We start from the raw sequence: 25,437 nt of genomic DNA, 5'->3' as shown, positions 1-25,437 counted from the left end.
ACTGGATGAACCATGCCTAAGCCCGGAGAACTCACTTTCGTCGCGCCCCGCGGATCCAAGAAGCCGCCGCGGCACATCGCCGACCTCACGCCCGCCGAGCGCAAGGAAGCGGTCGCCGCGACCGGTGAGAAGCCGTTCCGCGCCCAGCAGCTCTCGCAGCACTACTTCGCGCGGTACGCGCACGACCCGGCCGAGTGGACGAACATCCCGGCCGGGTCGAGGGAGAAGCTCGCCGAGGCGCTCTTCCCCGATCTGATGTCCGTGATGCGGCACATCAGCTGCGACGACGACACCACGCGCAAGACCCTGTGGAAGCTGCACGACGGGACGCTCGTCGAGTCCGTCCTGATGCGCTACCCGGATCGCGTCACGATGTGCATCTCCTCGCAGGCCGGCTGCGGAATGAACTGCCCGTTCTGCGCCACCGGGCAGGCCGGCCTCGACCGCAACCTGTCGACCGCCGAGATCGTGCACCAGATCGTCGACGGCATGCGCGCCCTGCGCGACGGCGAGGTGCCCGGCGGGCCCGCGCGGCTGTCCAACATCGTCTTCATGGGCATGGGCGAGCCGCTCGCCAACTACAACCGCGTGGTCGGCGCGATCCGCCGCCTCACCGACCCGGAGCCGGACGGCCTCGGTCTCTCGCAGCGCGGGATCACCGTCTCCACCGTGGGCCTCGTCCCGGCCATGCTGCGCTTCGCCGACGAGGGCTTCAAGTGCCGCCTCGCCGTCTCGCTGCACGCCCCGGACGACGAACTGCGCGACACGCTGGTCCCCGTCAACACCCGGTGGAACGTCCGCGAGGTGCTGGACGCCGCCTGGGAGTACGCCGAGAAGTCCGGCCGCCGGATCTCCATCGAGTACGCCCTGATCCGGGACATCAACGACCAGGCCTGGCGGGGCGACCGGCTGGGCCGGCTGCTCAAGGGCAAGCGGGTGCACGTCAACCTGATCCCGCTGAACCCCACGCCCGGCTCCAAGTGGACCGCCTCGCGGCCCGAGGACGAGAAGGCGTTCGTCGAGGCCATCGCGGCCCACGGCGTGCCCGTCACCGTCCGGGACACCCGCGGTCAGGAGATCGACGGGGCCTGCGGGCAGCTGGCGGCCTCCGAGCGCTGAGGACTGTCCCGCAGCCTCTCCCGGACGGGCGGCCGAAATTCGCCGGTGTAGCCTGGGCCCGAAATCAACTTCATATTCCGACAGGGGAGCGCCACAGCGCTGAGAGTGCGGCACCAAGGACAGGTTGGCCGCAGACCCTCTGAACCTCGCCCGGGTCATTCCGGGTAGGAAGTTCGGACCTTACTCAAGCTGTTGCGCCCTGCCCGCTTCCGGTTCGCCGGACAGCGGGCGGGGCCGCGTCTCTTCCTGGTCACCTCCAGGAGGAATCACATGAACACCACCACGAAGTACGCGGCGACCGCACTCGCCGCCGCTTTCGGCGTCACCGTGCTCGCGGGCTGCGGAGACGACGGCTCCACGGGCTCCGGTGCGTCCAAGGGCTCCGGCTCCACGACCGTGACCCTGGTCAGCCACGACTCCTTCAACGTCTCGGACAAGGTACTGAAGGCGTTCACGAAGGAGACCGGCTACAAGGTCGAGATCCTCAAGAGCGGCGACGCCGGAGCCGCGCTCAACCAGGAGATCCTGACCAAGGGCTCCCCGCGCGGCGACGTCTTCTTCGGCGTCGACAACACCCTGCTCTCCCGCGCCCTCGACAACGGCCTGTTCACCGCGTACGAGGCCAAGGGTCTGGACACGGTCGCGGCGGACACGCAGACGGACGGGAAGAGGCGGGTCACGCCCGTCGACACCGGCGACATCTGCGTCAACTACGACAAGAAGTACTTCGCCGACAAGAAGCTCGCCCCGCCGAAGACCTTCGACGATCTGCTGAAGCCCGCGTACAAGAACCTCCTCGTCACCGAGAACGCCGCCAGCTCCTCGCCCGGCCTCGGCTTCCTGCTCGGCACCATCGCCGCCCAGGGAGAGGACGGCTACGAGGCGTACTGGAAGAAGCTGAAGGCCAACGGCGTCAAGGTCGTCGACGGCTGGGAGCAGGCGTACAACGAGGAGTTCTCCGGCTCGGCGGGCGGCAAGAAGGCCAACGCCGACCGGCCGCTCGTCGTCAGCTACGCCTCCAGCCCGCCCGTCGAGGTGCTCTACGCCGACCCGCAGCCGAAGGAGGCCCCCACCGGGGTCGCCACCGGCACCTGCTTCCGGCAGACCGAGTACGCGGGGCTGCTGACCGGGGCGAAGAACGAGGCCGGCGGCAAGGCGCTGCTGGACTTCATGATCAGCAAGACGTTCCAGGAGGACATGCCGCTGAACATGTTCGTGAACCCGGTCGTGAAGGACGCGACGCTCCCCGAGCTGTTCACGAAGTTCGGCGAGAAGATCGACACGCCTCCCACCGTCGCGCCCGAGAAGATCACCGCCAACCGTGAGCAGTGGATCCAGTCGTGGCAGTCGCTGGTCCTGAAGTAGAGCCCGGGGCGAAGACCGCCGAGGCCGCCCGGACCCGACGCGGGCCCGGGCGGCGCGGGGCCGCGCTGCGGCTCGGCCTGATGGCCGTGCCCGTCGCGTTCTTCGGGCTGTTCTTCGCCTATCCCGTGACCGCGATCGTCGGCCGAGGCCTCAAGGCGGGAGGCGACTGGCAGTTCGGGCGGATCGGCGACGTGCTCGCCCGGCCCGACATCCTCGACGTCCTCTGGTTCACCACCTGGCAGGCCCTCGCCTCGACCGCGCTCACCCTGCTGATCGCCCTGCCCGGGGCGTATGTCTTCGCCCGGTTCGACTTCCCCGGCAAGCAACTGCTGCGGGCGGTCGTCACGGTGCCGTTCGTGCTGCCCACGGTCGTCGTCGGCACCGCGTTCCTGGCGTTGCTGGGCCGGGGCGGGCTCCTCGACGAACTGTGGGGCGTCCGCCTCGACACCACGGTCTGGGCGATCCTCCTGGCCCACGTCTTCTTCAACTACGCCGTGGTCGTACGGACGGTGGGCGGGCTCTGGTCCCAGCTGGACCCGCGGCAGGAGGAGGCCGCCCGGGTGCTCGGCGCCGGACGGTTCGCCGCCTTCCGCCGGGTGACGCTGCCCGCGCTCGGCCCGGCCGTCGCCGCCGCCGCGCTGATGGTGTTCCTCTTCACCTTCACCTCCTTCGGTGTCGTGCAGATCCTCGGCGGACCCGCGTACTCCACCCTGGAGGTGGAGATCTACCGGCAGACCGCGCAACTGCTGGACCTGCCGACGGCCGCCGTGCTGACCCTGGTCCAGTTCGCCGCAGTCGGCGCGATCCTCGCCGTGCACGCCGCGACCGTACGCCGCCGGGAGCGGGCGCTGAAGCTCGTCGACCCGGACTTGACCTCCCGCCGGCCGCGCGGTCCCGGACAGTGGGCACTGCTCGGCGGTGTCCTCCTCACCGCGCTGCTGCTGATCCTGCTGCCGCTAGGGGTGCTGGTGGAGCGCTCCTTCGATGGAGCTGATGGAGCCGCCGGATCCGGCGGGTACGGCCTCGGCTACTACCGGGCCCTCCAGTCGGCCGGGTCCGGCGGCTCCTCCACCTTCCTGGTCCCGCCGCTGGAGGCCGTCGGCAACTCCCTGCGGTACGCGCTCGTCGCGACGCTCATCGCTCTCGTCGTCGGCGGCCTCGCGGCGGCGGCCCTGACCCGACGGGCCGGGCGGCTGGTCCGCGGCTTCGACGCGCTGCTGATGCTGCCGCTCGGGGTGTCCGCCGTCACCGTCGGCTTCGGCTTCCTGATCACCCTGGACGAGCCGCCGCTCGACCTGCGGACCTCCTGGATCCTGGTCCCCCTGGCGCAGGCCCTGGTCGGCGTCCCCTTCGTCGTACGGACCATGCTGCCCGTGCTGCGCGCGGTCGACGACCGGCTGCGGGAGGCCGCCGCCGTGCTGGGGGCCTCCCCGCTGCGGGCCTGGCGGGAGGTCGACCTGCCGATGGTGCGGCGGGCGGTACTGGTGGCCGCCGGCTTCGCCTTCGCCGTCTCCCTCGGGGAGTTCGGCGCGACGGTCTTCATCGCGCGGCCCGACAACCCGACCCTGCCGGTCGCCGTCGCCCGGCTGCTGGGCCGGTCCGGGGAGCTCAACTACGGGCAGGCGATGGCCCTCAGCACGATTCTGATGCTGGTGTGCGCGGTGTCGCTGCTGCTCCTCGAACGTATCCGCACCGACCGATCCGGGGAGTTCTGAACGACATGCTGAGCCTGCAGTCAGCCACCGTACGGTTCGGGAAGCGGACGGCTCTGGACGCGGTCGACCTGGCGGTCGCCGACCACCGGATCGTCTGTCTGCTCGGTCCCAGCGGCAGCGGGAAGTCCACCCTGCTCCGGGCCGTCGCCGGGCTCCAGCCCATGGACGGCGGCCGGGTCCTGCTGGCCGGCCAGGACCAGAGCGGTGTCCCGGTGCACCGGCGCGGCCTCGGCCTGATGTTCCAGGACCACCAGCTCTTCCCGCACCGGGACGTCGGCGCCAACGTCGCCTTCGGGCTCCAGATGCACGGCGTCGGGCGGGCCGAGACCGGGCGCCGGGTCCGCGACCTGCTGGAGCTGGTCGGCCTGCCCGGGGCCGAACGCCGCGCGGTCGCCGCTCTGTCCGGCGGTGAGCAGCAGCGCGTCGCCCTCGCCCGCGCCCTCGCCCCGCGCCCGAAGCTCCTGATGCTGGACGAGCCGCTCGGCCAGCTCGACCGCAGCCTCCGCGAACGGCTCGTCGTCGAACTGCGGACCCTCTTCCAGGAGTTGGGCACCACCGTGCTGGCCGTCACGCACGACCAGGGCGAGGCGTTCGCGCTCGCCGACCGGGTCGTGGTGATGCGGGACGGCCGGATCGCGCAGGAGGGCAGCCCGCTGGACGTCTGGCAGCGCCCCGCATCGGCGTTCGTCGCCCGGTTCCTCGGCTTCGACAACGTCACCGGGGCGACCGTGACCGGCCGGGCCGCCGCCACGGCCTGGGGCAAGGTCCCGGTGCCCGAGGGATCCCCGCAGGGCGAGGCCGATCTGCTGGTCCGGCCCGCAGGGGTCCTGATCGGCGCTCCCGAGGACGGCCTGCGCTGCACGGTCGGCGTCCGCACCTTCCGGGGGAACCACGTGACCGTACGCCTGACGCCCGAGAACGCGCCGGTGCTGGAGGCCGAGTGCGCCCTGCGGGACACCCCGGACGAGGGCGCGGTCGTGGGCGTCCGCTTCGACGCGGCGGAGACGGTGGTGCTGGCGGCGGAGTGAGGGGACGAGCGGTCGCCGCCCACCGCTACGGCTGCCGGGTCCCCGCCACCACCAGCCCCAGTTCGTACGCCAGGATCACCGCCTGCGCCCGGTCCCGCAGTTCCATCTTCGCGAACAGCCGGTTGATGTGGGTCTTCACCGTGTGGTCGGTGATGGTCAGCCGGTCGGCGATGGCCGCGTTGGACAGGCCCCGCGCGATCAGAACGAGCACCTCCGCCTCGCGCGCGGTCAGGCCGTCGATCGAGCGCGGCGGGGGTGCGCTGACCCGCTGCCGGGTGAACTCCGCGATGAGCCGCCCGGTGATCTCGGGAGCCAGCAGGGCATGGCCGTCCGCCACCACCCGTACCGCGTGCAGTAGTTCGGGGAAGGTCGCGTCCTTCAGCAGGAACCCGCTGGCTCCGGCGGTCAGGGCGTCGTACACGTACTCGTCCAGGCCGAACGTCGTCAGCATCAGCGCCCTCGTCGCCCCGCCCGACGCCGCGACGATGCCGCGCGCCGCGTCGATGCCGCTGAGCTTGGGCATCCGGATGTCCAACAGCGCCACATCGGGCTGCAGTTCGGCGGCCCTGAGCACGGCCTGCTCGCCGTCCTCCGCCTCCCCGACCACGTCGATGTCGTCCTGGGTGTTCAGCAGGCCGGCGAACGCCGTCCGCACCACCGCCTGGTCGTCGGCCACCAGCACCCGGATCACCACGGCAGTTCCGCCTCCACGAGAAAGCCGCCGGCCGGGCCCCGGCCGGTGGTGAGTCGCCCGCCGAGCAGGGCGGCCCGTTCGGCCATGCCCACCAGCCCGTGCCCCTGCCGCCCGGAGCCGCCGGAGGGAGCGGGGCCCGGCCCGTCGTCCGTCGCACGGACCGTCAACAGGCCCGGAACGTAGTGGAGTTCCACGACCGTGTGGGCACCCGGGGCATGTCGCCGGGCGTTCGTCAGCGCCTCCTGGATGATCCGGTACGCCGACAGCTCCCAGGACGCAGGCAGCGCCGCCCGCTCGCCGGTGACCCGCAGTTCGGCCGTACCGCCGACCGCCCGGTGCTGATCGAGGAGGTCGTCGAGACCGGCCAGCGAGGGCTGCGGGGCGGTGAGCGGTGCCGTCGCGGCGCCGTCGCCGGTCCGCAGCACCCCGAGCAGCCGCCGCAGCTCCGCCATCGAGGACCGCGCCGTGCCCGCGATCTCCTGGAAGGCGTCCCGTGCCGGGGGCGAGAGGCCCGGGGTCGTGTACGTGGCGCTCTCGGCCCGCACCGCGATCACCGACACCGAGTGCGCGATCATGTCGTGCAACTCCCGTGCGATGGCGGCCCGTTCCGCCTCGGCCGCCTGTCGCCGCTCCATCGCCAGCAGCCGGGACTGCGCGGCGGCCCGGGCGTGCCGGGTCTCCTCGCGTGCCCGCACCGCGTCGCCCGTACTCACCGCGCCCAGGATCATCACCGTCAACACCAGCGTCTCGGCGTACAGCCCCAGACTGAACCGGTCGGTGCCCTGGAGCGCGGGCAGCCCGGGGGAGCCGTCCCGGGCCCACCGGTCGATGTGCACCAGATTGACGGCCAGCGCGGCCAGCGAACCGGCCAGCACGAGCACCGCCGGGTGCTGCACCCGGTGCCGCCCCAGCGTGTAGCAGCCGATCAGGGACCCGGCGATGGTCGCGTACGCCATGTTGCCGTCGGTCGCGAAGCTGAGGAGGGCCGCGCCCACGGTCAGGAACCCCACGGCGGGCCGCGTCGCCCGCAGGGCCAGCGAGGCCGTGCAGAGCAGCACCCCGAAGGCCGTGATCGCCGAACCCGGCACGACGGCCAGCTCCACGACGGCGAAGAGCGTCAGCGCCGCTCCGGTCAGCCAGGCGTACGCGGGCTCCGCCGTCCAGTGCCGGAGCCGTCGCCGGACGGACCGGTCCGCCGGCAGGACACCGGCGGTGGCGGTGGCGTCGGCCGTAGCGGTGGCGGCGACTGTGGCCGGGCGGTCCGGCGGGACGGTGCGCGTCATACGGAGATTCTTCGTCACCCGGTGGGCCGGCGCATCGGAGCAGGGGTGGAATTCGCGGCGCCGTCTCATGCCACGGGTTGACCTCAAGGACCGGACGGTGGTGTGACGTTCCGTGAACGGCCCGTTCCTAGCCTCGGACGCATGGCCCTCTTCGCGCTCCCCACCTCTCCCGACCTGCGCCGGGACCGTCCCGCGCTGCCCGGCGACGCAGCCTGGTGGGCGTTCTTCGCGGCCACCGCCCTGGCGCTCGGCGCCTTCTCCTCACTCGGTCCGCACCGGGTCTGGGGCACCGCCGCCGCGCTCGGCTACACGGCCGCCGCGGTGCTCGCGGCCCGTGGGCGGAGCCCCCGTACGGCCGGGGCGGTCGCCGTCACCGGCGCGGTGCTGCTGCCCCTGCTGGTGCTTCTCGCCGTGGACCGGGCGCAGTTGGAGGTCGACGTCGTCGCCCGCTCGGCGGGGCTCCTGCTGTCCGAGGGCACGCCCTACCTCGAACGCCCCACCGTGCCCGAGGACTTCAACCCGTACCTCCCGGGCATGGCGGCCTTCGGAATCCCTGAGGCGGTGGCCGGGCCCGGGCCGCTCACCGACCCCCGGCTGTGGATGGGCGCCGCCTTTCTCGGCGCGTTCGCCCTCGCCCTCCCGGCGGGAGCCCGCCGCGAGGCGCCCCGGTGGCTCGCCGCCTGCCCGCTGGTGGCGCTGCCGCTCGCGGTGGGCGGCGTCGATCTGCCGGTGGCCGGGCTGATGTGCCTGGGGCTGGCCCGTGCGGGGCAGGGGCGTGCGGGCCGGGCCGGGCTGGCGCTCGGGGTGGCCGCCGCCCTCAAGTGGACCGCGTGGCCGGCGGTGCCGGTGGCCCTCGCCCTGCTCGCCACGGCCGGTGGGGGCGACGGCCGCCGGGGGAGCCGCGCCGCCCTGCGCTGCGGGCTCGTCGCCCTGCTCACCGCCGCCGCGCTCGTCCTGCCCGCCGCACTGCGCGACCCGGGAGCCTTCCGGACCCATGTCGTCGACTTCCCCCTCGGGCTCACCGGAGCGGTCTCCTCCGCCGCGAGCCCGCTCCCCGGCCATCTGCTCGCCACCCAGCTCCCCGGCGGCCGGACCCTGGCCCTGCTGCTGCTCGGGGTGAGCGCCCTTCTCCTCGCCGTCTCCCTGCTCGTCCGGCCCCCGGCGACCGGGGCGGCCGCCGCCGCGCGGCTCGCGCTCGGACTGCTCCTGGCCATCGCGTTCATGCCCGCGACCCGGTTCGGCTATCTGGTGCACCCGCTGGTCCTCGCGGCCTGGGCCCTCGCCCGGCAGCCGCCCGCCCACCCCCTCCGCATACGAGAACGGGTGCGCGACCTCGTACGCGAACCCGTACGCCGACGGAAGCAGGCCTCCCGATGACGCGCCGCCGCACGCTCGTGGTGACCAATGACTTCCCGCCGCGCCAGGGCGGCATCGAGACCTTCGTCCACGCCATGACCAGCCGGTTCCCCGCGGACTCCGTCGTCGTCTACACCTCCGCCGAACCCGGGGCGGCCGCCCATGACGCCGCCCTGCCCCACCCCGTGGTCCGCGACCCGGCCCGCACCCTGCTCCCCGTCCCGCGCGTCGCCACCCGCGCGGTGGAGATCGCCCGCCGCCACGGCTGCGACAGCGTCTGGTTCGGGGCCGCCGCACCGCTCGGGCTCCTGGCGGACCGGCTGCGCCGGGAGAGCGGGGTGCGGCGGGCCGTCGCCACGACGCACGGGCACGAGGTGTGGTGGGCCCGCACGCCCGGGGCCCGGACCCTGCTCCGCCGGATCGGCGACCGCACCGACACGGTGACCTATCTGGGCGAGGCGACCCGCGCCCCCATCGCCGCCGCACTCGGCCCGGCCGCCGCCCGCCGCATGGTCCGCCTGGCGCCGGGGGTGGACGCGGAGGCGTTCCGCGTACGGGAAGAGGCGCGTGAAGCCGTACGGGAAGGGGCGCGTGACGCCGTACGGTCCGGCGCGCGGGAGGGTGTCGGGGCTCCGGTGGGCGGTGTCCGCGAGCGGTACGGCCTGGGCGGGCGGCCCGTGGTCCTCTGCGCGGCGCGGCTCGTCCCGCGCAAGGGCCAGGACACCCTGATCCGCGCCCTGCCCGCCGTGCGGCGCGCGGTGCCCGACGCGGTACTCCTGCTGACCGGCGACGGACCCTGCGCCGGCTCGCCGCGGACACCGGGGTCGCGGACGCGGTGGTCCTCGCCGGCGGGCAGCCGCACGCGGCGATGCCGGAGCACTACGCGGCCTGCGACGTCTTCGCCATGCCCTGCCGCACCCGCAGGCGGGGCCTGGAGGTGGAGGGGCTGGGCATCGTCTTCCTGGAGGCCGCCGCCTCCGGGCTGCCGGTCCTCGTCGGCGACTCGGGCGGCGCGCCGGACACCGTACGGGACGGGGAGACGGGACATGTGGTCGACGGGCGTGACGTCGCCGCCGTCGCGGACCGGCTGGTCGAGCTGCTGCGGGACCGCGCGGCGGCCCGCGCGATGGGGGAGAAGGGCCGGGCATGGGTCCGCGAGGCGTGGGGCTGGGAGGGGGCGTACGACACCCTCGCGGGACTGCTGACCCCCTGACCGGCGTGGCAGGGGGGCGGCGGGCCGGGCAAGCTGGAGGCGGACAATCCCGCGGCCGGCGATCCGGCCCCGCGGGACGGCCGGATCGGACAAGGACCGTGATCATGACCGGTGGCACCCGCGAGGGCATCGACCTCACCCGCGTCCTGCACGCCCCTCAGCAGCGCGTCTTCGCCGCCTGGACCTCGCCGGAGGACTTCGCCGCCTGGTACGGGGGCGAGGCGGACGTCCCCCTGGACCGGGTGGCGATGGACGTACGGCCCGGTGGCGCGTGGAGCCTGGTCATCGTGATGCCGGGCGTGGAGATGCCCTTCCACGGGGTCTACCGCGAGGTGAGCGAGCCCGACGGTCTCGTCCTCACGCTCAAGGACGCCTCCGCGCCCGAGGACGCCGAGGGCGAGATCGTCACCGTCACCTTCAGCGACCTCGGCGACGGGACCACCGAGCTGGCCTTCCAGCAGCGCGGCGGCAACCTCACCCCCGAGCAGTACGCGGCGGCGGAGGACGGCTGGGAGGCCTTCTTCGACGCCCTGGCCGCCCGGCTCGCCACCCACCCCTGACCCCGCCGGGGCTCCCGTCCCCGTCCCCGTACCGCCGGGAAATCCCGGCGGTTCACCGCGTCAGCGGAAGCGCCGCCAACTGCGCGATCACCCACGTCAGCGGGGCGAACAGGGCCAGCAGCGCGCCCGCCCGCAGTGCCGTCGCCCGGCGCAGCACGGCGGCCGGGGCGCCCATCCTGAGCAGCGCCTCGACCGTGTGGGCGCGGGCGTGCTTGGCCTCCAGCGCCGAGGTCAGCAGCGTCGCCGTCGTACAGCCGAGGACCAGCACCGCGCCGAGTGCGGTGAGCGGGCCGTACGGGCGCTCGTCGCCCCCGTACAGCGCCGAAGCGGCGACCGCCGCGGACAGCACGGCGCAGACGACCCCGAGCGGGCGGCCGATCCGGCGCGCCTCGTTCATCAGGACCCGTCCCGCCAGCAGCCGTACGGCCCCGGGGCGCACCGCCTGCAGCGCCCGCCCGCACAGATGGGTCAGGCTCGGCCCCGCCATCGCCAGGCCGACCGCCGTGAGCGTCCACCCGATCAGGACCGCCACCGGGGTGGAGTCGTACCGACCGGGCAGCGGGAACGCGCTCCCCGCGGTACCCCGGGACGCGATCGCCTCGACCGCGAGTCCGGCAGCCGTCAGCGCCACGCCCCAGGGGAGCCCGGCCGGAGCCGGTGCGGGCTCCGGCAGCTCCTCGGAGCCGAAGGCGTCCCGGGCCGGGTCGGGACGCGACCGCAGCGCCAGCGCGCTCGCCGTCGACGCGGCCACCGGTACGAGCGCGAGCAGCATCAGCGCGGCGGCCAGCGGCAGCGGGCTGCCCGCGCCGAGGAACTCCGCGGCGCCCCCGTCGAACGGCATCCCGGTGAGATCGCCGCGCAGATGCAGGAAGAAGAGCAGGGCCACCATGGAGCCGAGCGTGGTGGAGACGGCGGTGGAGACCGCGGCCAGCGCGGACAGCCGGACCGGGCCGAGGCCCACGGAGGACAGGCCCGGCCGGGGCCGGGTACTCGGGTCGGCCCGGGCCACCGCCACGGCGAACTGCACGGTGGCGGCCAGCGGGACGAAGCACCACAGCAGCCGCAGCACCGAACCGGCGGACGCCGGGTGCGCGGCGGCGTACCCGAGGGCGCACAGGAGGAGGAATCCGACGCCGGCCGAGGCGGCGGCCACCAGCAGCCGCCGGACCAGGACGAGGGGATGGGACCCGCGGGCTAGACGGAGAGCGAGCACGCCGCGCGGCCCTCCGCTTCCGGTTTCGCGGGCAGGGTGACGGTGGCGACGCAGCGGCCGTCCAGCAGCGGGACGGTCCGGTCGGCGAGCGCGGCGACCTCGGCGTCGTGCGTGGCCAGCACGACGGTGATGCCGTGCGAGCGGGCCGCCGTGGTCAGGGTGCGCAGCACCTGGGTACGGTCCGCGCGGTGCAGGGTCGCGGTGGGCTCGTCGGCGAAGATCACGGTCGGCTGTGCGGCCAGGGCCCGCGCCACGGAGATCCGCTGGCGCTGCGCCTGGAGCAGGGCGTGCGGCCGCTTCCGGGCGAAGGCGGCGATGTCCAGGCGCTCCAGCCATTCGGTGGCGGTCTTCCTGGCGGCCCGGTGCGAGAAGCCGCGCAGCAGCAGGGGCAGCGCGGTGTTCTCCCAGACGGTCAGCTCCGGGACCAGCTCCGGGTCGGAGGCGATCCAGCCGAAGCGCTCCCGGCGCAGCTGTTCGCGGACCCGGGCGGGCATGGTGTGGACGGGGACGCTGTTGAACCAGACCTCGCCCTGCTGGGGCACCAGCCGGCCCGAGAGACAGTGCAGCAACGTGGTCTTACCGCTGCCGCGCGGTCCGGTCACAGCGAGGATCTCGGCGTCCCGGACACCGATGGAGACACCGCCGAGACCGGGCGATCCGTTGTGGGAGTGGTGCAGGGAACGCGCCCAGATCACGTCGTTGTCCGGCGGGGCCACCATGGCGTACACCTCGGTTCAGGTCAGATTTCCCGTTCCCCCGTACGGGGGAACGAAGACGCGGCCGATCGGTCACTCGGCACCGTAGATAGTCGGACCGGTGCGGGAGCACAGCACGCGGCCCGGATACGTCCCTTCTCACTCGAAGGGGCGTATCCGGGCCGGTGAACCGTATGAAATGACCGCCGGTGGGCGATCAGCCGGGGGACCTGATGTCGGTCAGAGCTTCGCCCAGGCCTCCGTGAGCACGGTCCGCAGGATGCCCTCGATCTCGTCGAACGTCGACTGGTCGGAGATCAGCGGCGGGGCGAGCTGGACGACCGGGTCGCCCCGGTCGTCGGCCCGGCAGTACAGGCCGTTCTCGTACAGCGCCTTGGAGAGGAAGCCGTACAGGACGCGCTCGGTCTCCTCGTCGGTGAACGTCTCCTTGGTGACCTTGTCCTTCACCAGCTCGATGCCGTAGAAGTACCCGTTGCCGCGGACGTCGCCGACGATCGGCAGGTCGTGCAGCTTCTGCAGCGTCGTCAGGAACGCGTTCTCGTTGTCCAGGACGTGCTGGGTGAGGTTCTCGCGCTCGAAGATGTCGAGGTTGGCGAGGCCCACCGCGGCGGAGACCGGGTGGCCGCCGAACGTGTAGCCGTGCAGGAAGGTGTTGCCGCCCTCGTAGAACGGCTCCGCGATCCGGTCCGAGACGATGCAGGCGCCGATCGGGGAGTAGCCCGAGGTCATGCCCTTCGCGCAGGTGATCATGTCCGGCACGTAGCCGAACTTGTCGCACGCGAAGATGGTGCCGAGCCGGCCGAAGGCGCAGATGACCTCGTCGGAGACGAGCAGCACGTCGTACTTGTCGCAGATCTCGCGGACCCGCTGGAAGTAGCCGGGCGGGGGCGGGAAGCAGCCGCCCGCGTTCTGCACGGGCTCCAGGAAGACGGCCGCGACGGTCTCGGGGCCCTCGAAGAGGATCTCCTGCTCGATCTGGTCGGCGGCCCAGCGGCCGAAGGCCACCGGGTCGTCGCCGAAGAGGGGGGCGCGGTAGATGTTGGTGTTCGGCACCTTGTGCGCGCCGGGGACCAGCGGCTCGAAGGGGGCCTTCAGGGCCGGGAGGCCGGTGATGGACAGCGCGCCCTGCGGGGTGCCGTGGTAGGCGACCGCGCGCGAGATGACCTTGTACTTGGTCGGCTGGCCCTTGAGCTTGAAGTACTGCTTGGCCAGCTTCCAGGCGGTCTCGACGGCCTCGCCGCCACCGGTGGTGAAGAAGACCTTGTTGAGGTCGCCGGGGGCGTAGTCGGCGAGACGCTCGGCCAGCTCGACGGCCTTCGGGTGGGCGTAGGACCACACCGGGAAGAAGGCGAGCTCCTGGGCCTGCTTGTACGCCGCCTCGGCGAGCTCGTGACGACCGTGGCCGGCGTTGACCACGAACAGGCCGGAGAGACCGTCCAGGTAGCGCTTGCCCTTGTCGTCGAAGATGTGCGTTCCCTCGCCACGAACGATGGTGGGAACGGGCGCGTTCTCGTAGTCCGACATGCGGGTGAAGTGCATCCACAGGTGGTCGTACGCGGTTCGGCTGAGGTCCTTGCTCACGGCTATCGGGTTCCCCACATATAGGTCTGCTTCTTGAGCTTGAGGTAAACAAAGCTCTCGGTGGAGCGCACTCCGGGAAGGGTCCGGATGCGTTTGTTGATCATCTCCAGCAGGTGGTCGTCGTCCTCGCAGACGATCTCCACCATCAGGTCGAAGGAGCCCGCGGTCATGACCACGTACTCGCACTCGGCCATGGCCGACAGGGCTTCGGCCACCGGGTCGAGGTCGCCCTCGACATTGATGCCGACCATCGCCTGGCGCCGGAATCCCACGGTGAGCGGGTCCGTGACGGCGACGATCTGCATCACGCCCTGGTCGAGCAGCTTCTGGACGCGCTGGCGCACCGCCGCTTCGGAGAGGCCGACGGCCTTGCCGATCGCGGCGTACGGACGCCTGCCGTCCTCCTGGAGCTGCTCGATGATTGCGAGGGAGACGGCATCGACCGCTGGCGGTGATCCGTTCCCGGTCCTGGAGTCTGCGCTGCGACTGGCCACGCACCCACCATGCACCGCTCCTCGTCTGTCTCGCAACCCCAGATCGATGAAATTCGTTGTCTGGGCACCTGGATCTGACTGAATCCGAAGTTGGGGGCGGGTGGGTATGTCGAAAGCGTCACCGGACCGATTAGGGTGGACATCTCACCCATCGGACAGCCGACAGGAGGGGTGGTTGTGACCACCGAGGTGCGCCGTCTGCGCAACTACATCAACGGAGAGTTCCGGGACGCCGCGGACGGGCGGACCATCGATGTGGTCAGCCCGGTGACGGAAGAGGTCTACGCAACCTCGCCGCTCTCCGGCCAGGCCGACGTCGATGCCGCCATGGAGGCCGCCGCGGCGGCCTTCCCCGCTTGGCGCGACACCACGCCCGCCGAACGCCAGAAGGCCCTGCTGAAGATCGCGGACGCGTTCGAGGAGCGGGCCGAGGACCTGATCGCCGCCGAGTCGGAGAACACCGGCAAGCCGCTCGGTCTGACCCGCAGCGAAGAGATCCCGCCGATGGTGGACCAGATCCGCTTCTTCGCGGGGGCCGCACGGCTTCTCGAAGGCCGCTCGGCCGGCGAGTACATGGAGGGCCTGACCTCCATCATCCGCCGCGAGCCGGTCGGCGTCTGCGCCCAGGTCGCGCCGTGGAACTACCCGATGATGATGGCCGTCTGGAAGTTCGCCCCGGCGCTCGCCGCGGGCAACACGGTCGTCATCAAGCCGTCCGACACCACCCCGGCGTCGACCGTGCTGATGGCCGAGATCATCGGGCAGATCCTGCCCAAGGGCGTCTTCAACGTCCTGTGCGGCGACCGGGACACCGGTCGCGCCATGGTCGAGCACCCGACCCCGGCGATGGCCTCCATCACCGGTTCGGTACGGGCGGGCATGCAGGTCGCCGAGTCCGCGGCCAAGGACGTCAAGCGGGTCCACCTGGAGCTCGGCGGCAAGGCGCCCGTCGTCGTCTTCGACGACGCCGACATCGCCAAGACCGTCGCGGGCGTCTCCGAGGCGGGCTTCTTCAACGCGGGCCAGGACTGTACGGCCGCCACCCGCGTCCTGGTCCACGAGTCGATCCACGACGAGTTCGTCACCGCGCTCGCCAAGGCCGCCGCCGACACGAAGACCGGGCAGCCGGACGACGAGGACGTGGCATACGGCCCGCTCAACAACGCCAACCAGCTCAAGCAGGTGAGCGGCTTCATCGAGCGGCTGCCCGCCCACGCCAAGGTCGAGGCGGGCGGCCACCGGGTCGGCGACAAGGGCTACTTCTACGCCCCGACCGTCGTCTCCGGCCTGAAGCAGGACGACGAGATCATCCAGAACGAGGTCTTCGGACCCGTCATCACGGTCCAGTCCTTCACCGACGAGAAGCAGGCCGTCGCGTACGCCAACGGCGTCGACTACGCGCTCGCCTCCTCGGTGTGGACGACGAACCACTCCCGCGCCATGCGCATGTCCAAGAACCTCGACTTCGGCTGCGTGTGGATCAACACCCACATCCCGCTGGTCGCCGAGATGCCGCACGGCGGGTTCAAGAAGTCCGGCTACGGCAAGGACCTCTCCGCGTACGGCTTCGAGGACTACACCCGCATCAAGCACGTCATGACCTCCATCGAGGACTGACGCCTTCGCCGCGACCGTGCACGGCCCCGGGCTTTCGCCCGGGGCCGTTCCCGTGCCCCCGCCCGACAGGGTGTGCGGGACGGGCTGGACAAGGTGTGCGGGGCGGGCCCGCCCCGCTGGACGCTTGGTCCATTGTCCGCGCGAGCGCCGACCGGCATTCTGCGCGGGTGCGAGCGATCAGGAAGAACCCCATGTCCCGCCGTTCCCTGCTGCGCGCCTTCGGGGCGGGAGCGGCCGGCGCCACCCTGGCCGGCTGCGGGGTGCCCGCGGCCTTCGTCGAGCCCGGCGACCGGGCCGGACGCGACAGCTCCGCCACCGACCACACCCTGCACTTCGCCAACTGGCCGCTCTACATCGACACCGACGACGAGGACGAGTCGAAGCGGCCCACCCTGGACGCCTTCTCGAAGCGGACCGGGATCTCCGTCACGTACACCGAGGAGATCAACGACAACGACGAGTTCTTCGGGAAGATCAGCCCCGCGCTGATGAACCACCAGGAGACCGGCCGCGACCTGATCGTCATCAGCGACTGGATGGCCGCCCGCTTCGTCCGGCTCGGCTGGGTCCAGGAGATGGCCCGCGCCAAGCAGCCGAACGTCGCCAAGTACCTCGACCCACTGCTGCGTTCTCCCGCCTTCGACGAGGGCCGGCTCCACAGCGTCCCCTGGCAGTCCGGGATCACCGGCATCGCCTACAACCGCAAGAAGCTCGGCCGCGAGATCCGGTCCACCGGCGACCTGTGGGCCGACGACCTCCGGGGCCGGGTCACCCTGCTCTCCGGGCTCGACGAGTCGTTCGCGCTGCTGATGCAGGGCAACGGCGTCGACATCACCCGCTGGACCGCCGACGACTTCCACGAGATCTGCGAGCAGACACAGAAGCGGGTCCGCTCCAAGCACATCCGCCGCTTCACCGGCAACGACTACATCAAGGACCTCGCCACCGGAGACGTGCTCGCCTGCCAGGCGTACTCCGGCGATGTCATCCAACTCCAGGCCGACAACCCCGACATCGAGTTCGTCGTCCCCGAGGAGGGCGCCGAACTGTGGGCGGAGTCCCTGATGATCCCCAACCTCGCCCGCCACAAGCGCAACGCGGAACGGCTGGTGGACCACTACTACGACCCCGAGGTCGCCGCCGAACTCGCCACCTGGGTCAACTACGTCTGCCCCGTGCCCGCCGCCCGTGACGTCCTGGCCTCCTCGAAGGACGAGGAGACGGCCGCGCTCGCCGAGGATCCGCTGATCTTCCCCGACGACGCGATGCGGAAACGGCTCGCCATCGCGAGGGACATCACCTCCGAGGAACGGATGGACTTCGCCAAGAAGTGGAACTCCATCGTCGGCTTGTGAAGCGCTGACAGGGGTGCCGTAAAGGGGCGGTAAATACGGGCGTACGCTGCGGATATGAGTGAGCGACACGCCCTCACGCGGCGTATACGCAGGTGGTTGGTGTTCTTCATCGTCTGTCTGGTACTGAGCGGGCTCACGGCCTTCCCGCTCGTCACCGAACTCCGCTGGGCCGAGGATCTGCTGAGCGCCTCCGCCTCCCCGGTCCCCGAGCACTTCCCGGCCCTGATGGAGTGGATCACCCGGGTCCGCGAAGGGCTCGACACCGTCGACCGCGAGCAGCCCTTCATGCTGTACGGCACCGACTGGCTGGCCTTCGCCCACCTGGTCATCGCGGTCGCCTTCTACGGCCCCTACCGCGACCCGGTCCGCAACATCTGGGTCATCGAGTTCGGCATGATCGCCTGCGCCGGGATCATCCCGCTCGCCCTGATCTGCGGCCCGATCCGCGACATCCCGTTCTGGTGGAGCGTGATCGACATGTCCTTCGGGGTCTTCGGCGTCATCCCGCTGCTGATCGTCCGCCGCATGATCAAGCGCCTGGAGGCACTGGAGCAGGCGGCCACCGCGGCCCCGGCGCCGGTGCCGGCGAGCGCTTGACGCCCACGGCCCGGCCGGCCGCGATCGGCAGGACGCCTTTCGGGCCGTCGCCCACCGCGAGGCCGCGTCCGGCTCACGCGGCGGGAGGCGCTCCGAAGGCGGCCACCACGATGCCCATCGCCGTGGCGTTCGCGTCCTTCCCCTTCGCGTCCGTCGCGCCGACGCTGTAGACCAGAGTGCGGGAGAGGTCGCGGGTGGCCGCCACCACCGAGTTGTATCCCCAGCGGCCGCCCGTCTTCCCCCACACCTGGCGGCCGCCCAGGGTGAAGACGGAGAGACCGGCACTGAACCGCGCCGGCTCCCCGGAGCCGTGGGTGCGCACCGAGGCGTCAGGCAGCGTGAACATCTCCTCCAGCAGCGGCCCGCGCACCACCCGCCCGCCGAACAGCGCGGTGGTGAAGCGCTCCAGATCGGCGGTGGTCGAGATGATGTCCCCGGCCGCCCACCCGTCGGTCGGCCCCCACACCGTGACATCCCGCAACTCGACGTCCCCGCCCGGCGTCGCGAAGACCTGGTAGCCGCGGTTGTGCGGGCCGCGGATCCGGGGGTCCGCGCCCGGGAAGTACGTGGACCGCAGGCCGAGCGGGCGCAGGATCCGGTCCGAGACCTCTCGCGCGTACGCGTGACCGGTGACGCGCTCGATCAGCAGTCCCAGCACCGTGTAGTTGATGTTGAGGTAGTGCTGGCTGACGCCCGGCGCGAACTCCCGCTCCTTCGCCGTGGCGGAGGCCACCATGGAGCGCGGCGTGTGGACGTCGAAGCGGTGCGCGTACCACTCCTCCGGGTTCCTGCCCGGCAGGTCCGCGGCGGGGATGCCGCTGGTGTGGTCGAGCAACTGGCGTACGGTCACCCTCCCGTACGCGGCCGGGATCAGGTCCGGCAGATAGTGCCGGGCGGTGCGGTCCAGGGCCAGCTTCCGCTCGCCCGCCAGTTGCAGCACCGTGGCCGCCGTGAACACCTTGGTCACCGATCCGGCGCGGAAGCGGCCCGCCGGATCCGCGGGCCGGCCCGAGGGCAGATCGCGCACACCTGCGCTGCCGCGCCACGACCCGCTGGTGCCGCCGACCCGGACGAGTGCGGCGACGGCGTCCTGGCGCGGCAGGCCGTCGATCGCGGCGCGCAGGGCCCGGGCGTCCGGAGCGTCCTGGGCCCGGAGGGCTCCGGAGGTCGCCGGACGGGAGCCCGGAGCGCCGTCGGCGGGGACGCTCGCGGACACGGGCCCGGCAGCGCCGCCGGCGATGCCGAGGACCAGGGCGGTGGCCAGGAGCGTGCGGACAGATCTGTTCACCGGATGCCTCCGAGGGAGAGAACGGGGTCAACTGCTGGTGGACTCCATCCTGTTGGCTCGGCCGTCCCGGCGGATCACCCGCCCGGGCGGTCCTCGGCGGGGGTGCCGCTCCCCCGCCCGGGGGAGTACCCACCGGTTTCTCCCCCGGCCGAGGGAGCCACGAGACCGGTCTCGTAGGCGCAGATGACGGCCTGGATGCGGTCGCGCAGCCCCAGCTTGGACAGCACGTTGCTCACATGGGTCTTCACCGTGTGCTCGCTCACCACGAGCGCCTCCGCGATCTCCGCGTTGGACAGCCCCCGCGCCAGGTGCAGCAGGGTCTCCCGCTCCCGGACGGTCAGGACTGCCAGCCGGCCGGCCGACGGTGCGGGCCGGCCCGCCGGGCGCGAGGTGTACTCGGCGATCAGCCGCCGCGCCACCGACGGGGCGACCAGCGACTCCCCGGCAGCCACCACCCGCACCGCGTGCACCAGATCGTCCCGGCGCACGTCCTTGAGCAGAAAGCCGCTCGCGCCCGCGTGCAGCGCCTCGTACACGTACTCGTCCGCGTCGAACGTGGTCAGCATGACCGTCCGGCAGCCCCCTGCGGCGGCGATCTCCCGGCACGCCGCGATGCCGTCCAGCACCGGCATCCGGATGTCCAGCAGCGCCACATCCGCCCGCAGCCGGCGCACCGCCGCCACGGCCTGCGCCCCGTCCCCCGCCTCCGCCACCACCTCGATGCCGGGCTGCGCGTCCAGGATCATCGCGAAACCACTGCGCACCAGCTCCTGGTCGTCGGCGACCACCACCCGGACCGTCACGTCCGCACCCCTTCGGCCCCGGGCGCGAGCGGCAGCCCGACGACCAGCTCGAAGCCCCGCCCGCCGGGCCCGCCACCGGCCCGCACGGTGCCGCCGTGCGCGGCGGCCCGCTCCCGGATCCCGATCAGCCCGAGCCCCTGGGTGGTCCCGGGCCCCTGCCCGTCGTCCCGCACCGTGATCGTCAACTCTCGCTCCCCGTATGTCAGTTCCACGTCCACGCGGTCGGCCCGCGCATGTTTGACGACGTTCGTCAGGGCCTCCTGCACGATCCGGTACACCGTCGCCCCGGTGTCCTGCGGCAACGTGCGAGGCGTCCCCGTCGTCGTACAGGCGGCCTCCGGGCCGCCGCCGCGCACCCGCGCCAGCAGAGCCGGCAGCTCCGCGAGCCCAGGCTGCGGCGAACGGGGCGCGGGAGCCCGGCCGGGGCCGTCCTCGCGCAGCACCCCGAGCATCCGGCGCAGCTGCACCATCGCGTCCCGGCCCGTCTCGGAAATCGCGTCGAACGCCGCCTCCGCACGTTCGGGGGCGGCCCGGACCGCCACCGGCCCGGCCTCCGCCTGCACGATCATCAGGCTCACCGCGTGCGAGAGGATGTCGTGCATCTCCCGTGCGATCCGCGCCCGTTCGCGCACCGCGGCCCGCTCCGCCTCGATCCGCCGGCCCAGCTCCGCCTGGAGCGCCCGGTCCTCCACCGCCGCCACATAGGCCTTGCGGGTGTGGTTGAGCCGCCCGAAGGCGTACGCGGCACCGAATACGAACAGCGAGAACAGCAACTCCCGTGCCTCGCCCGTGTTCCATGCCACCGACGGGAACACCGCCGCGCCGACCAGCACCGCGACCGCCAGCCGTTTGCGCGGCGGGGACAGTTCGGCGACCGTGTAGAACGTCACCAGTCCGGCGTACGGCAACGGCTGGCCCGGACCGTCCAGGGCCAGCGTGTACAGCGCGCCGCCCGCGAGCGTCGCCAGCAGCACGGCGACCGGTGCGAGACGCCGGGCGACCAGCGGCAGCACGGTCAGGGTCGTCAGACCGTACGCGCCCCAGGTCGCCTCCGGCAGATCCGGTGCGCGCGGCACGACGAACGGCATGGTCACCGCGGCCTGCACCGCGAGCGTGATCCACAGATCGACGGCCCGCGGCCCGCGCAGCCGTGCCGACAGGACCGGCAAACGCATCAGGGCTTCCGGGCCACCACGCCGAACTGGGCGACCTCCGGCTCCCGCGGGCTCGTACGCCAGCGGGAGCAGGAGACGATCCCCGGCTCCAGGATCTCCAGACCGTCCAGGAAACCGGCGAACTCCTCCCGGCCGCGCGCGGTGATGGGCGGTGTGGCGTTCTCGTTCCAGAAGCGCATCGCCGCCTCGTTGCCCTCGCCGCCCAGCTCCAGCGTCGGGTGGGTCAGCACCAGGTGGCTGCCCGAAGGCACGGCCGCCATCAGCGTCCGCACGATGGACCGCGCCTCGTCCGTGTCCAGCACGAAGTTCAGGATGCCGAGCATCATCACCGCGACCGGCCGCCCCAGGTCCAGGGTGGGCTCGGCGGCCCGCAGGATCTGCTCCGGGCGGTGCGCGTCCGCGTCGACGTACTCGGTCGCGCCCTCCAGCGAACTGGTCAGCAGGGCGCGGGCGTGGGCCAGCACGATCGGATCGTTGTCCACGTACACGATGCGCGCGTGCGGCGCGGTGTGCTGGGCGATCTCGTGGGTGTTGTTCCCGGTCGGCAGCCCGGTGCCGATGTCGAGGAACTGGTCGACGCCCACGTCGCCGGCCAGATGACGCACCGCCCGGCCCAGGAACGCCCGGTCCGCGCGCGCCACTTCACCGATGCTCGGGTACATCCCGGTGACCCGGTCGCCCACCGCCCGGTCCACCGGGTAGTTGTCCTTGCCGCCCAGCCAGTAGTTCCACACACGGGCGTTGTGCGCGACGTCGGAACGTATCCGGGCGGTGGCCGCCTGCGGTCGGGGGTCCATCACATCTGCTCCTCGATGCCCAAGGGCCCGGCGCCCCGGGGAGGCGGCGGGCGGTGCGGGACTCCCCATCATGCCGGACCGATCAAGAACCGCCGCGACCGGGCGAGTTGGCCAGCAGCCGGTGAAGCGTGTCGATCCGGTTGGTGGTGATCGAGTCGACGCCCCGCTCGATCAGCCGGCGCATCGTGCGCTTCGTGTCGGCCGTCCACGCGGAGACGAGCAGCCCGTCCCGGTGCGCCCGGTCCGTCAGCTCCCGGCTCACCAGGCCGAAGCGGTAGTTCAGCCAGCGCGGCTTCACCGCGGCCAGCAGCTCCGGACGCGGCGGGGCCAGCGTCGTCCAGGTCAGGGCGATCTCGGCCGACGGGTCGGCGGCCCGCACCCGCAGCATCGCGTCCGCGCTCGCGCAGTAGTACGCCCGATCGCCCGCCCCGCACTCCCGGACCGTGCCGACGATCTTCTTCACCGAGGCGTCCGTGGAGCCGGGCAGGTCGACCATCACCCGGTGCGCCCCGACGGCGAGCAGCGCCTCGCGGAGCGTGGGCACCCCGCCGCCCGTCAGCTCCTTCAGCTCCGCGTGGTCCAGCCGGTCCAGCCGCCGGTCGTGGCCCCACAGCCGCTCCAGCGTCGCGTCGTGCAGCAGGACGGGCACCCCGTCGCGGGTCACCCGCACATCGATCTCGACCGCGTCCGCCCCCCGTTCGAGGGCGGAGACGATCGAGGGCAGGGTGTTCTCGCGGGCGAGATACGGATCGCCGCGATGCCCCACGGCGGTGACGCTGGTGACGGTGTTGGCCATGGGGCCATTGTCGACGACCGGGTCAGCGGCCGGGGGTCCGGAGCCAGTTCGTCGTGTACGTGTCGATCTCCTCGGCCAGCTTCCGCTTGCCCGCCGGGTCGAGGAACGAGGCCTCCACGGCGTTCTTCGCCAGCTCCGCGATGCCCCGCTCGTCGAGCTCCAGCAGCCGGGCGGCCACCGCGTACTCGTTGTTGAGGTCGGTGCCGAACATCGGCGGGTCGTCGCTGTTGACGGTCACCAGCACGCCCGCCGCCACCATCTCCCGGATCGGGTGCAGCTCGATGTCCGTGACCGCGCGGGTGGCGATGTTCGACGTCGGGCAGACCTCCAGCGCGATGCGGTGCTCGGCGAGGTGCTCCAGCAGCCGGGGGTCCCGGACGGAGCTGGTGCCGTGGCCGATGCGCTCGGCGCGCAGCACGGTCAGGGCGTCCCAGATCGTCTGCGGTCCCGTGGTCTCCCCGGCGTGCGGCACCGAGTGCAGACCCTCGGCGATGGCCCGGTCGAAGTAGGGCTTGAACTGGGGGCGCTCCACCCCGATCTCCGGCCCGCCGAGCCCGAAGGAGACGAGCCCGTCCGGCCGCCGCTCCACCGCGAGCCGGGCGGTCTCCTCGGCTGCCTGGAGCCCGGCCTCGCCCGGAATGTCGAAGCACCAGCGCAGGACGACGCCCAGCTCGGCCTCGGCCGCCTTGCGGGCGTCCTCGATGGCCTCCATGAACGCGACCTCGGGGATGCCCCGGTGGGTCGAGCTGTACGGGGTCACGGTCAGCTCCGCGTACCGGATGTTCTGCCGGGCCATGTCCCGCGCCACCTCGAAGGTGAGCAGCCGGACGTCCTCGGGGGTGCGGATCAGGTCCACCACCGAGAGGTAGACCTCGATGAAGTGCGCGAAGTCGGTGAAGGTGAAGTAGTCGGCCAGCGCCTCCGGGTCCGTGGGGACCCTGGAGTCCGGGTGGTGGGCGGCCAGCTCCGCGACGATCCGGGGCGAGGCCGACCCGACATGGTGGACATGGAGCTCGGCCTTGGGCAGCCCGGCGATGAAGGGATGCGGATCGGTCATCGGAAATCTCCCGTTCGGCGTGACGTCGGCCGGGCGTACCGGCCCCACCGATCATCGCAGGCGGGGTCCGGGGCGTTGAGGCCTGGCCGTAGCATGACGGGACCACGATGGGGGAGGCCCATGTCAGACAACACAGAGCAGCCCGGGGGCGGGGCCGCGCCGCGCGATCCGTGGGCACCGCCGGACAGCAGGGTGGAACTGGGCAAGCCGGGTGCGCACACACCGCCGCCCGCGGTCCACGACCAGCAGACCGTGACGTCCATGCCGAGTGCCGGACCGGCCGCGGGGGACGGCACCGGGCCGATACCCCAGCCCGGAGGCTTCGGGCCGGCACCCTCGGACGTACCGCCGCCGCCGATCGGCCCGAACGGCCCCGGCCACGCGGCCCCGCCGCCGGCCGCCGCGCACTACGGCTACCCGGCTCCGCCCGCGCAGCCGTACGGCGGCTACCCGGGCTACGGCGCCTACGGAGCGGGTCCGGCCGGCTGGGCCCCCGCGCCCAACAACGGTCTGGGCACGGCCGCGATGGTGATCGGCATCATCTCGGTGGTCGGCTTCTGCCTCTACGGCGTCAACATCATCCTCGGCATCCTCGCGCTGATCTTCGGCATCATCGGCCTCGGCCGTGCCAAGCGCGGCGAGGCCACCAACCGGGGCATGGCGCTCGCCGGGGTCATCCTCGGCTCCGTCGGCATCGTCGTCGGCGCCGCGATCCTCGGCGTGATCATCTGGGCCGCGACGAGCGCGGACAGCGACAGCGACTACGACAGCACCTACGACGACCCGTTCGCCACATCACTGGTCGTGGAGGACCGTCGCTAGCACCGTCGGTGTGAACGCCGCGCACCACCGGCCGGGCGGGGACCGATCCCCGCCCGGCCGGGCGCCGGTCGCCACCCGCCCGCGTCCCCGTACGGAGCCGGCTCGGAGGCCCTGTACGAGACCGTGCGGAACCGCCTCAGACCGCCGCGCCCGCTCGCAGCCTCTCGCGCGCCTCCATCAGCGCGAAGCCCAGCAGATTCAGCCCCCGCCACTCCTGCGGCCGCTCCACCCGCTCGTCGTCCGCCGCGAGCCCGATGCCCCAGATCCGGTCCAGCGGGGAAGCCTCCACCAGCACCCGGTCCCCGGTGCCCAGGAGATAGCCGCCCAACTCCGGGTCCTGCCCGAACTTGTGCGTGCTGCCCGCCACCACCAGCGCGAACCGCTCCCGTATCCACATGTCCTCGTCGAAGCCGCGGACCAGGCGCCCCGCCTTCTTCGCCGCCGCCGGGCTCGTCGCCGACACCGCGGCCCGCTCCGCCTCCGGATCGCCGAAGAGCCGAGCCTTGCCGGCCATCATCCAGTGCTCGGCACTCGCGTACGTCACCCCGTCCACCGTGAACGGCGACGGCCACCACTGGCTGAGACAACTGCTCCCCAGCCGCCCGTCCGGGCGCGGGCGGTGCCCCCAGAACGGCAGATACTTCACCCGCTTGCCCTGCGCCACGTCCGCCAGAAGCTCATCGATCGGTGCCATGGCATGTGAGTGTGGCATCCGCCACTGACACTCCGTACGGGGATTTCCGCACCGACACGACACATGGTCGACAGATTCCGTCGCGTAACCAAAAGGCAA

General features: G+C 72.4%; 23 protein-coding genes and 1 pseudogene. 11 read left to right on the top strand and 13 right to left on the bottom strand.

What is annotated here, in order from left to right:
* Positions 1 to 12: 12 nt before the first annotated feature.
* The 4 genes from rlmN to IE272_RS32860 all read left to right on the top strand — a co-directional run bounded on the left by rlmN (position 13) and on the right by IE272_RS32860 (position 5,227).
* Positions 13 to 1,119: a dual-specificity RNA methyltransferase RlmN gene (gene rlmN, locus IE272_RS32875; RefSeq protein WP_007452477.1), complete on the top strand. Its 1,107-nt coding sequence runs from the start codon at positions 13 to 15 to the stop codon at positions 1,117 to 1,119.
* Between the two features lie 270 nt (positions 1,120 to 1,389).
* A complete protein-coding gene (locus IE272_RS32870; protein ID WP_057666010.1) occupies positions 1,390 to 2,484 on the top strand; it encodes a thiamine ABC transporter substrate-binding protein in 1,095 nt (364 codons plus the stop codon).
* An 80-nt stretch (positions 2,485 to 2,564) separates the two neighbouring features.
* Positions 2,565 to 4,199: an ABC transporter permease gene (locus tag IE272_RS32865; RefSeq protein ID WP_190009407.1), complete on the top strand. Its 1,635-nt coding sequence runs from the start codon at positions 2,565 to 2,567 to the stop codon at positions 4,197 to 4,199.
* Positions 4,200 to 4,204: 5 nt separating this feature from the next.
* On the top strand, positions 4,205 to 5,227 hold the full coding sequence (locus tag IE272_RS32860; RefSeq protein WP_190009368.1) for an ABC transporter ATP-binding protein: 1,023 nt from the start codon (positions 4,205 to 4,207) through the stop codon (positions 5,225 to 5,227).
* A 25-nt stretch (positions 5,228 to 5,252) separates the two neighbouring features.
* Here IE272_RS32860 and IE272_RS32855 read toward each other — a convergent pair whose 3' ends face one another.
* Entirely contained in the window at positions 5,253 to 5,921 is a 669-nt protein-coding gene (locus IE272_RS32855; protein WP_050358578.1) for a response regulator, read from the bottom strand.
* Entirely contained in the window at positions 5,915 to 7,204 is a 1,290-nt protein-coding gene (locus IE272_RS32850) for a sensor histidine kinase (protein ID WP_190009366.1), read from the bottom strand. Before IE272_RS32850 ends, IE272_RS32855 begins: the two co-directional genes overlap by 7 nt.
* 141 nt (positions 7,205 to 7,345) lie before the next feature.
* Between IE272_RS32850 and IE272_RS32845 the strand changes: the two genes are divergently transcribed.
* From IE272_RS32845 to IE272_RS32835, 3 genes and pseudogenes are all read left to right on the top strand, one after another.
* Positions 7,346 to 8,581: a glycosyltransferase 87 family protein gene (locus IE272_RS32845; RefSeq protein ID WP_190009364.1), complete on the top strand. Its 1,236-nt coding sequence runs from the start codon at positions 7,346 to 7,348 to the stop codon at positions 8,579 to 8,581.
* Positions 8,578 to 9,773: pseudogene (locus IE272_RS32840) on the top strand (glycosyltransferase family 4 protein). Before IE272_RS32845 ends, IE272_RS32840 begins: the two are co-directional and overlap by 4 nt.
* A 104-nt stretch (positions 9,774 to 9,877) precedes the next feature.
* Entirely contained in the window at positions 9,878 to 10,333 is a 456-nt protein-coding gene (locus IE272_RS32835) for an SRPBCC family protein (protein WP_032792293.1), read from the top strand.
* A 52-nt stretch (positions 10,334 to 10,385) separates the two neighbouring features.
* On the opposite strand, the gene IE272_RS32830 is transcribed toward IE272_RS32835, so the two are convergent.
* The 4 genes from IE272_RS32830 to IE272_RS32815 form a co-directional block, all read right to left on the bottom strand.
* Positions 10,386 to 11,546, bottom strand: a complete 1,161-nt coding sequence (locus tag IE272_RS32830; RefSeq protein WP_050358575.1) for a hypothetical protein — start codon at positions 11,544 to 11,546, stop codon at positions 10,386 to 10,388.
* Complete coding sequence (locus IE272_RS32825) at positions 11,528 to 12,265, bottom strand: ABC transporter ATP-binding protein (protein WP_190009362.1); 738 nt, start codon at positions 12,263 to 12,265, stop codon at positions 11,528 to 11,530. The genes IE272_RS32830 and IE272_RS32825 overlap by 19 nt, the downstream gene beginning before the upstream one ends.
* A gap of 216 nt (positions 12,266 to 12,481) precedes the next feature.
* The gene (locus tag IE272_RS32820) at positions 12,482 to 13,861 is read right to left on the bottom strand and encodes an aspartate aminotransferase family protein (protein WP_050358574.1); all 1,380 of its coding nucleotides are present in this window, start codon (positions 13,859 to 13,861) and stop codon (positions 12,482 to 12,484) included.
* Entirely contained in the window at positions 13,846 to 14,337 is a 492-nt protein-coding gene (locus IE272_RS32815; RefSeq protein ID WP_007452460.1) for an Lrp/AsnC family transcriptional regulator, read from the bottom strand. Before IE272_RS32815 ends, IE272_RS32820 begins: the two co-directional genes overlap by 16 nt.
* Before the next feature lie 177 nt (positions 14,338 to 14,514).
* On the opposite strand from IE272_RS32815, the gene IE272_RS32810 reads away from it, so the two are divergent.
* The 3 genes from IE272_RS32810 to IE272_RS32800 all read left to right on the top strand — a co-directional run bounded on the left by IE272_RS32810 (position 14,515) and on the right by IE272_RS32800 (position 17,906).
* Positions 14,515 to 15,954, top strand: a complete 1,440-nt coding sequence (locus tag IE272_RS32810; protein ID WP_056704258.1) for a gamma-aminobutyraldehyde dehydrogenase — start codon at positions 14,515 to 14,517, stop codon at positions 15,952 to 15,954.
* Positions 15,955 to 16,145: 191 nt separating this feature from the next.
* Positions 16,146 to 17,309, top strand: a complete 1,164-nt coding sequence (locus IE272_RS32805) for a polyamine ABC transporter substrate-binding protein (RefSeq protein WP_098891434.1) — start codon at positions 16,146 to 16,148, stop codon at positions 17,307 to 17,309.
* 54 nt (positions 17,310 to 17,363) lie between these two features.
* Complete coding sequence (locus IE272_RS32800; protein WP_056704263.1) at positions 17,364 to 17,906, top strand: hypothetical protein; 543 nt, start codon at positions 17,364 to 17,366, stop codon at positions 17,904 to 17,906.
* Positions 17,907 to 17,979: 73 nt separating this feature from the next.
* Here IE272_RS32800 and IE272_RS32795 read toward each other — a convergent pair whose 3' ends face one another.
* The 6 genes from IE272_RS32795 to IE272_RS32770 form a co-directional block, all read right to left on the bottom strand.
* Positions 17,980 to 19,194, bottom strand: a complete 1,215-nt coding sequence (locus IE272_RS32795; protein ID WP_050358570.1) for a serine hydrolase domain-containing protein — start codon at positions 19,192 to 19,194, stop codon at positions 17,980 to 17,982.
* A 74-nt stretch (positions 19,195 to 19,268) separates the two neighbouring features.
* Entirely contained in the window at positions 19,269 to 19,997 is a 729-nt protein-coding gene (locus IE272_RS32790) for a response regulator transcription factor (RefSeq protein WP_190009360.1), read from the bottom strand.
* Positions 19,994 to 21,172 carry a sensor histidine kinase gene (locus IE272_RS32785; protein WP_190009357.1) on the bottom strand — a complete coding sequence of 393 codons (1,179 nt, stop codon included), beginning with the start codon at positions 21,170 to 21,172 and terminating at the stop codon, positions 19,994 to 19,996. The genes IE272_RS32790 and IE272_RS32785 overlap by 4 nt, the downstream gene beginning before the upstream one ends.
* On the bottom strand, positions 21,172 to 21,969 hold the full coding sequence (locus tag IE272_RS32780) for an SAM-dependent methyltransferase (protein ID WP_050358567.1): 798 nt from the start codon (positions 21,967 to 21,969) through the stop codon (positions 21,172 to 21,174). Before IE272_RS32780 ends, IE272_RS32785 begins: the two co-directional genes overlap by 1 nt.
* Before the next feature lie 82 nt (positions 21,970 to 22,051).
* Positions 22,052 to 22,765: a glycerophosphodiester phosphodiesterase gene (locus IE272_RS32775; protein ID WP_050358566.1), complete on the bottom strand. Its 714-nt coding sequence runs from the start codon at positions 22,763 to 22,765 to the stop codon at positions 22,052 to 22,054.
* A 22-nt stretch (positions 22,766 to 22,787) separates the two neighbouring features.
* A complete protein-coding gene (locus IE272_RS32770; protein ID WP_056704273.1) occupies positions 22,788 to 23,822 on the bottom strand; it encodes an adenosine deaminase in 1,035 nt (344 codons plus the stop codon).
* 120 nt (positions 23,823 to 23,942) lie between these two features.
* On the opposite strand from IE272_RS32770, the gene IE272_RS32765 reads away from it, so the two are divergent.
* Positions 23,943 to 24,644 carry a DUF4190 domain-containing protein gene (locus tag IE272_RS32765; RefSeq protein WP_078961233.1) on the top strand — a complete coding sequence of 234 codons (702 nt, stop codon included), beginning with the start codon at positions 23,943 to 23,945 and terminating at the stop codon, positions 24,642 to 24,644.
* Between the two features lie 136 nt (positions 24,645 to 24,780).
* Here IE272_RS32765 and ybiA read toward each other — a convergent pair whose 3' ends face one another.
* The gene (ybiA, locus tag IE272_RS32760) at positions 24,781 to 25,338 is read right to left on the bottom strand and encodes a riboflavin biosynthesis intermediates N-glycosidase (protein WP_073957528.1); all 558 of its coding nucleotides are present in this window, start codon (positions 25,336 to 25,338) and stop codon (positions 24,781 to 24,783) included.
* Between the last annotated feature and the right edge of the window lie 99 nt (positions 25,339 to 25,437).

Source organism: Streptomyces anulatus, assembly GCF_014650675.1.
Lineage (GTDB): Bacteria > Actinomycetota > Actinomycetes > Streptomycetales > Streptomycetaceae > Streptomyces > Streptomyces anulatus.
Note: the sequence above shows the minus strand (reverse complement) of the source record. Positions and strands in the feature narration are given on the sequence as shown.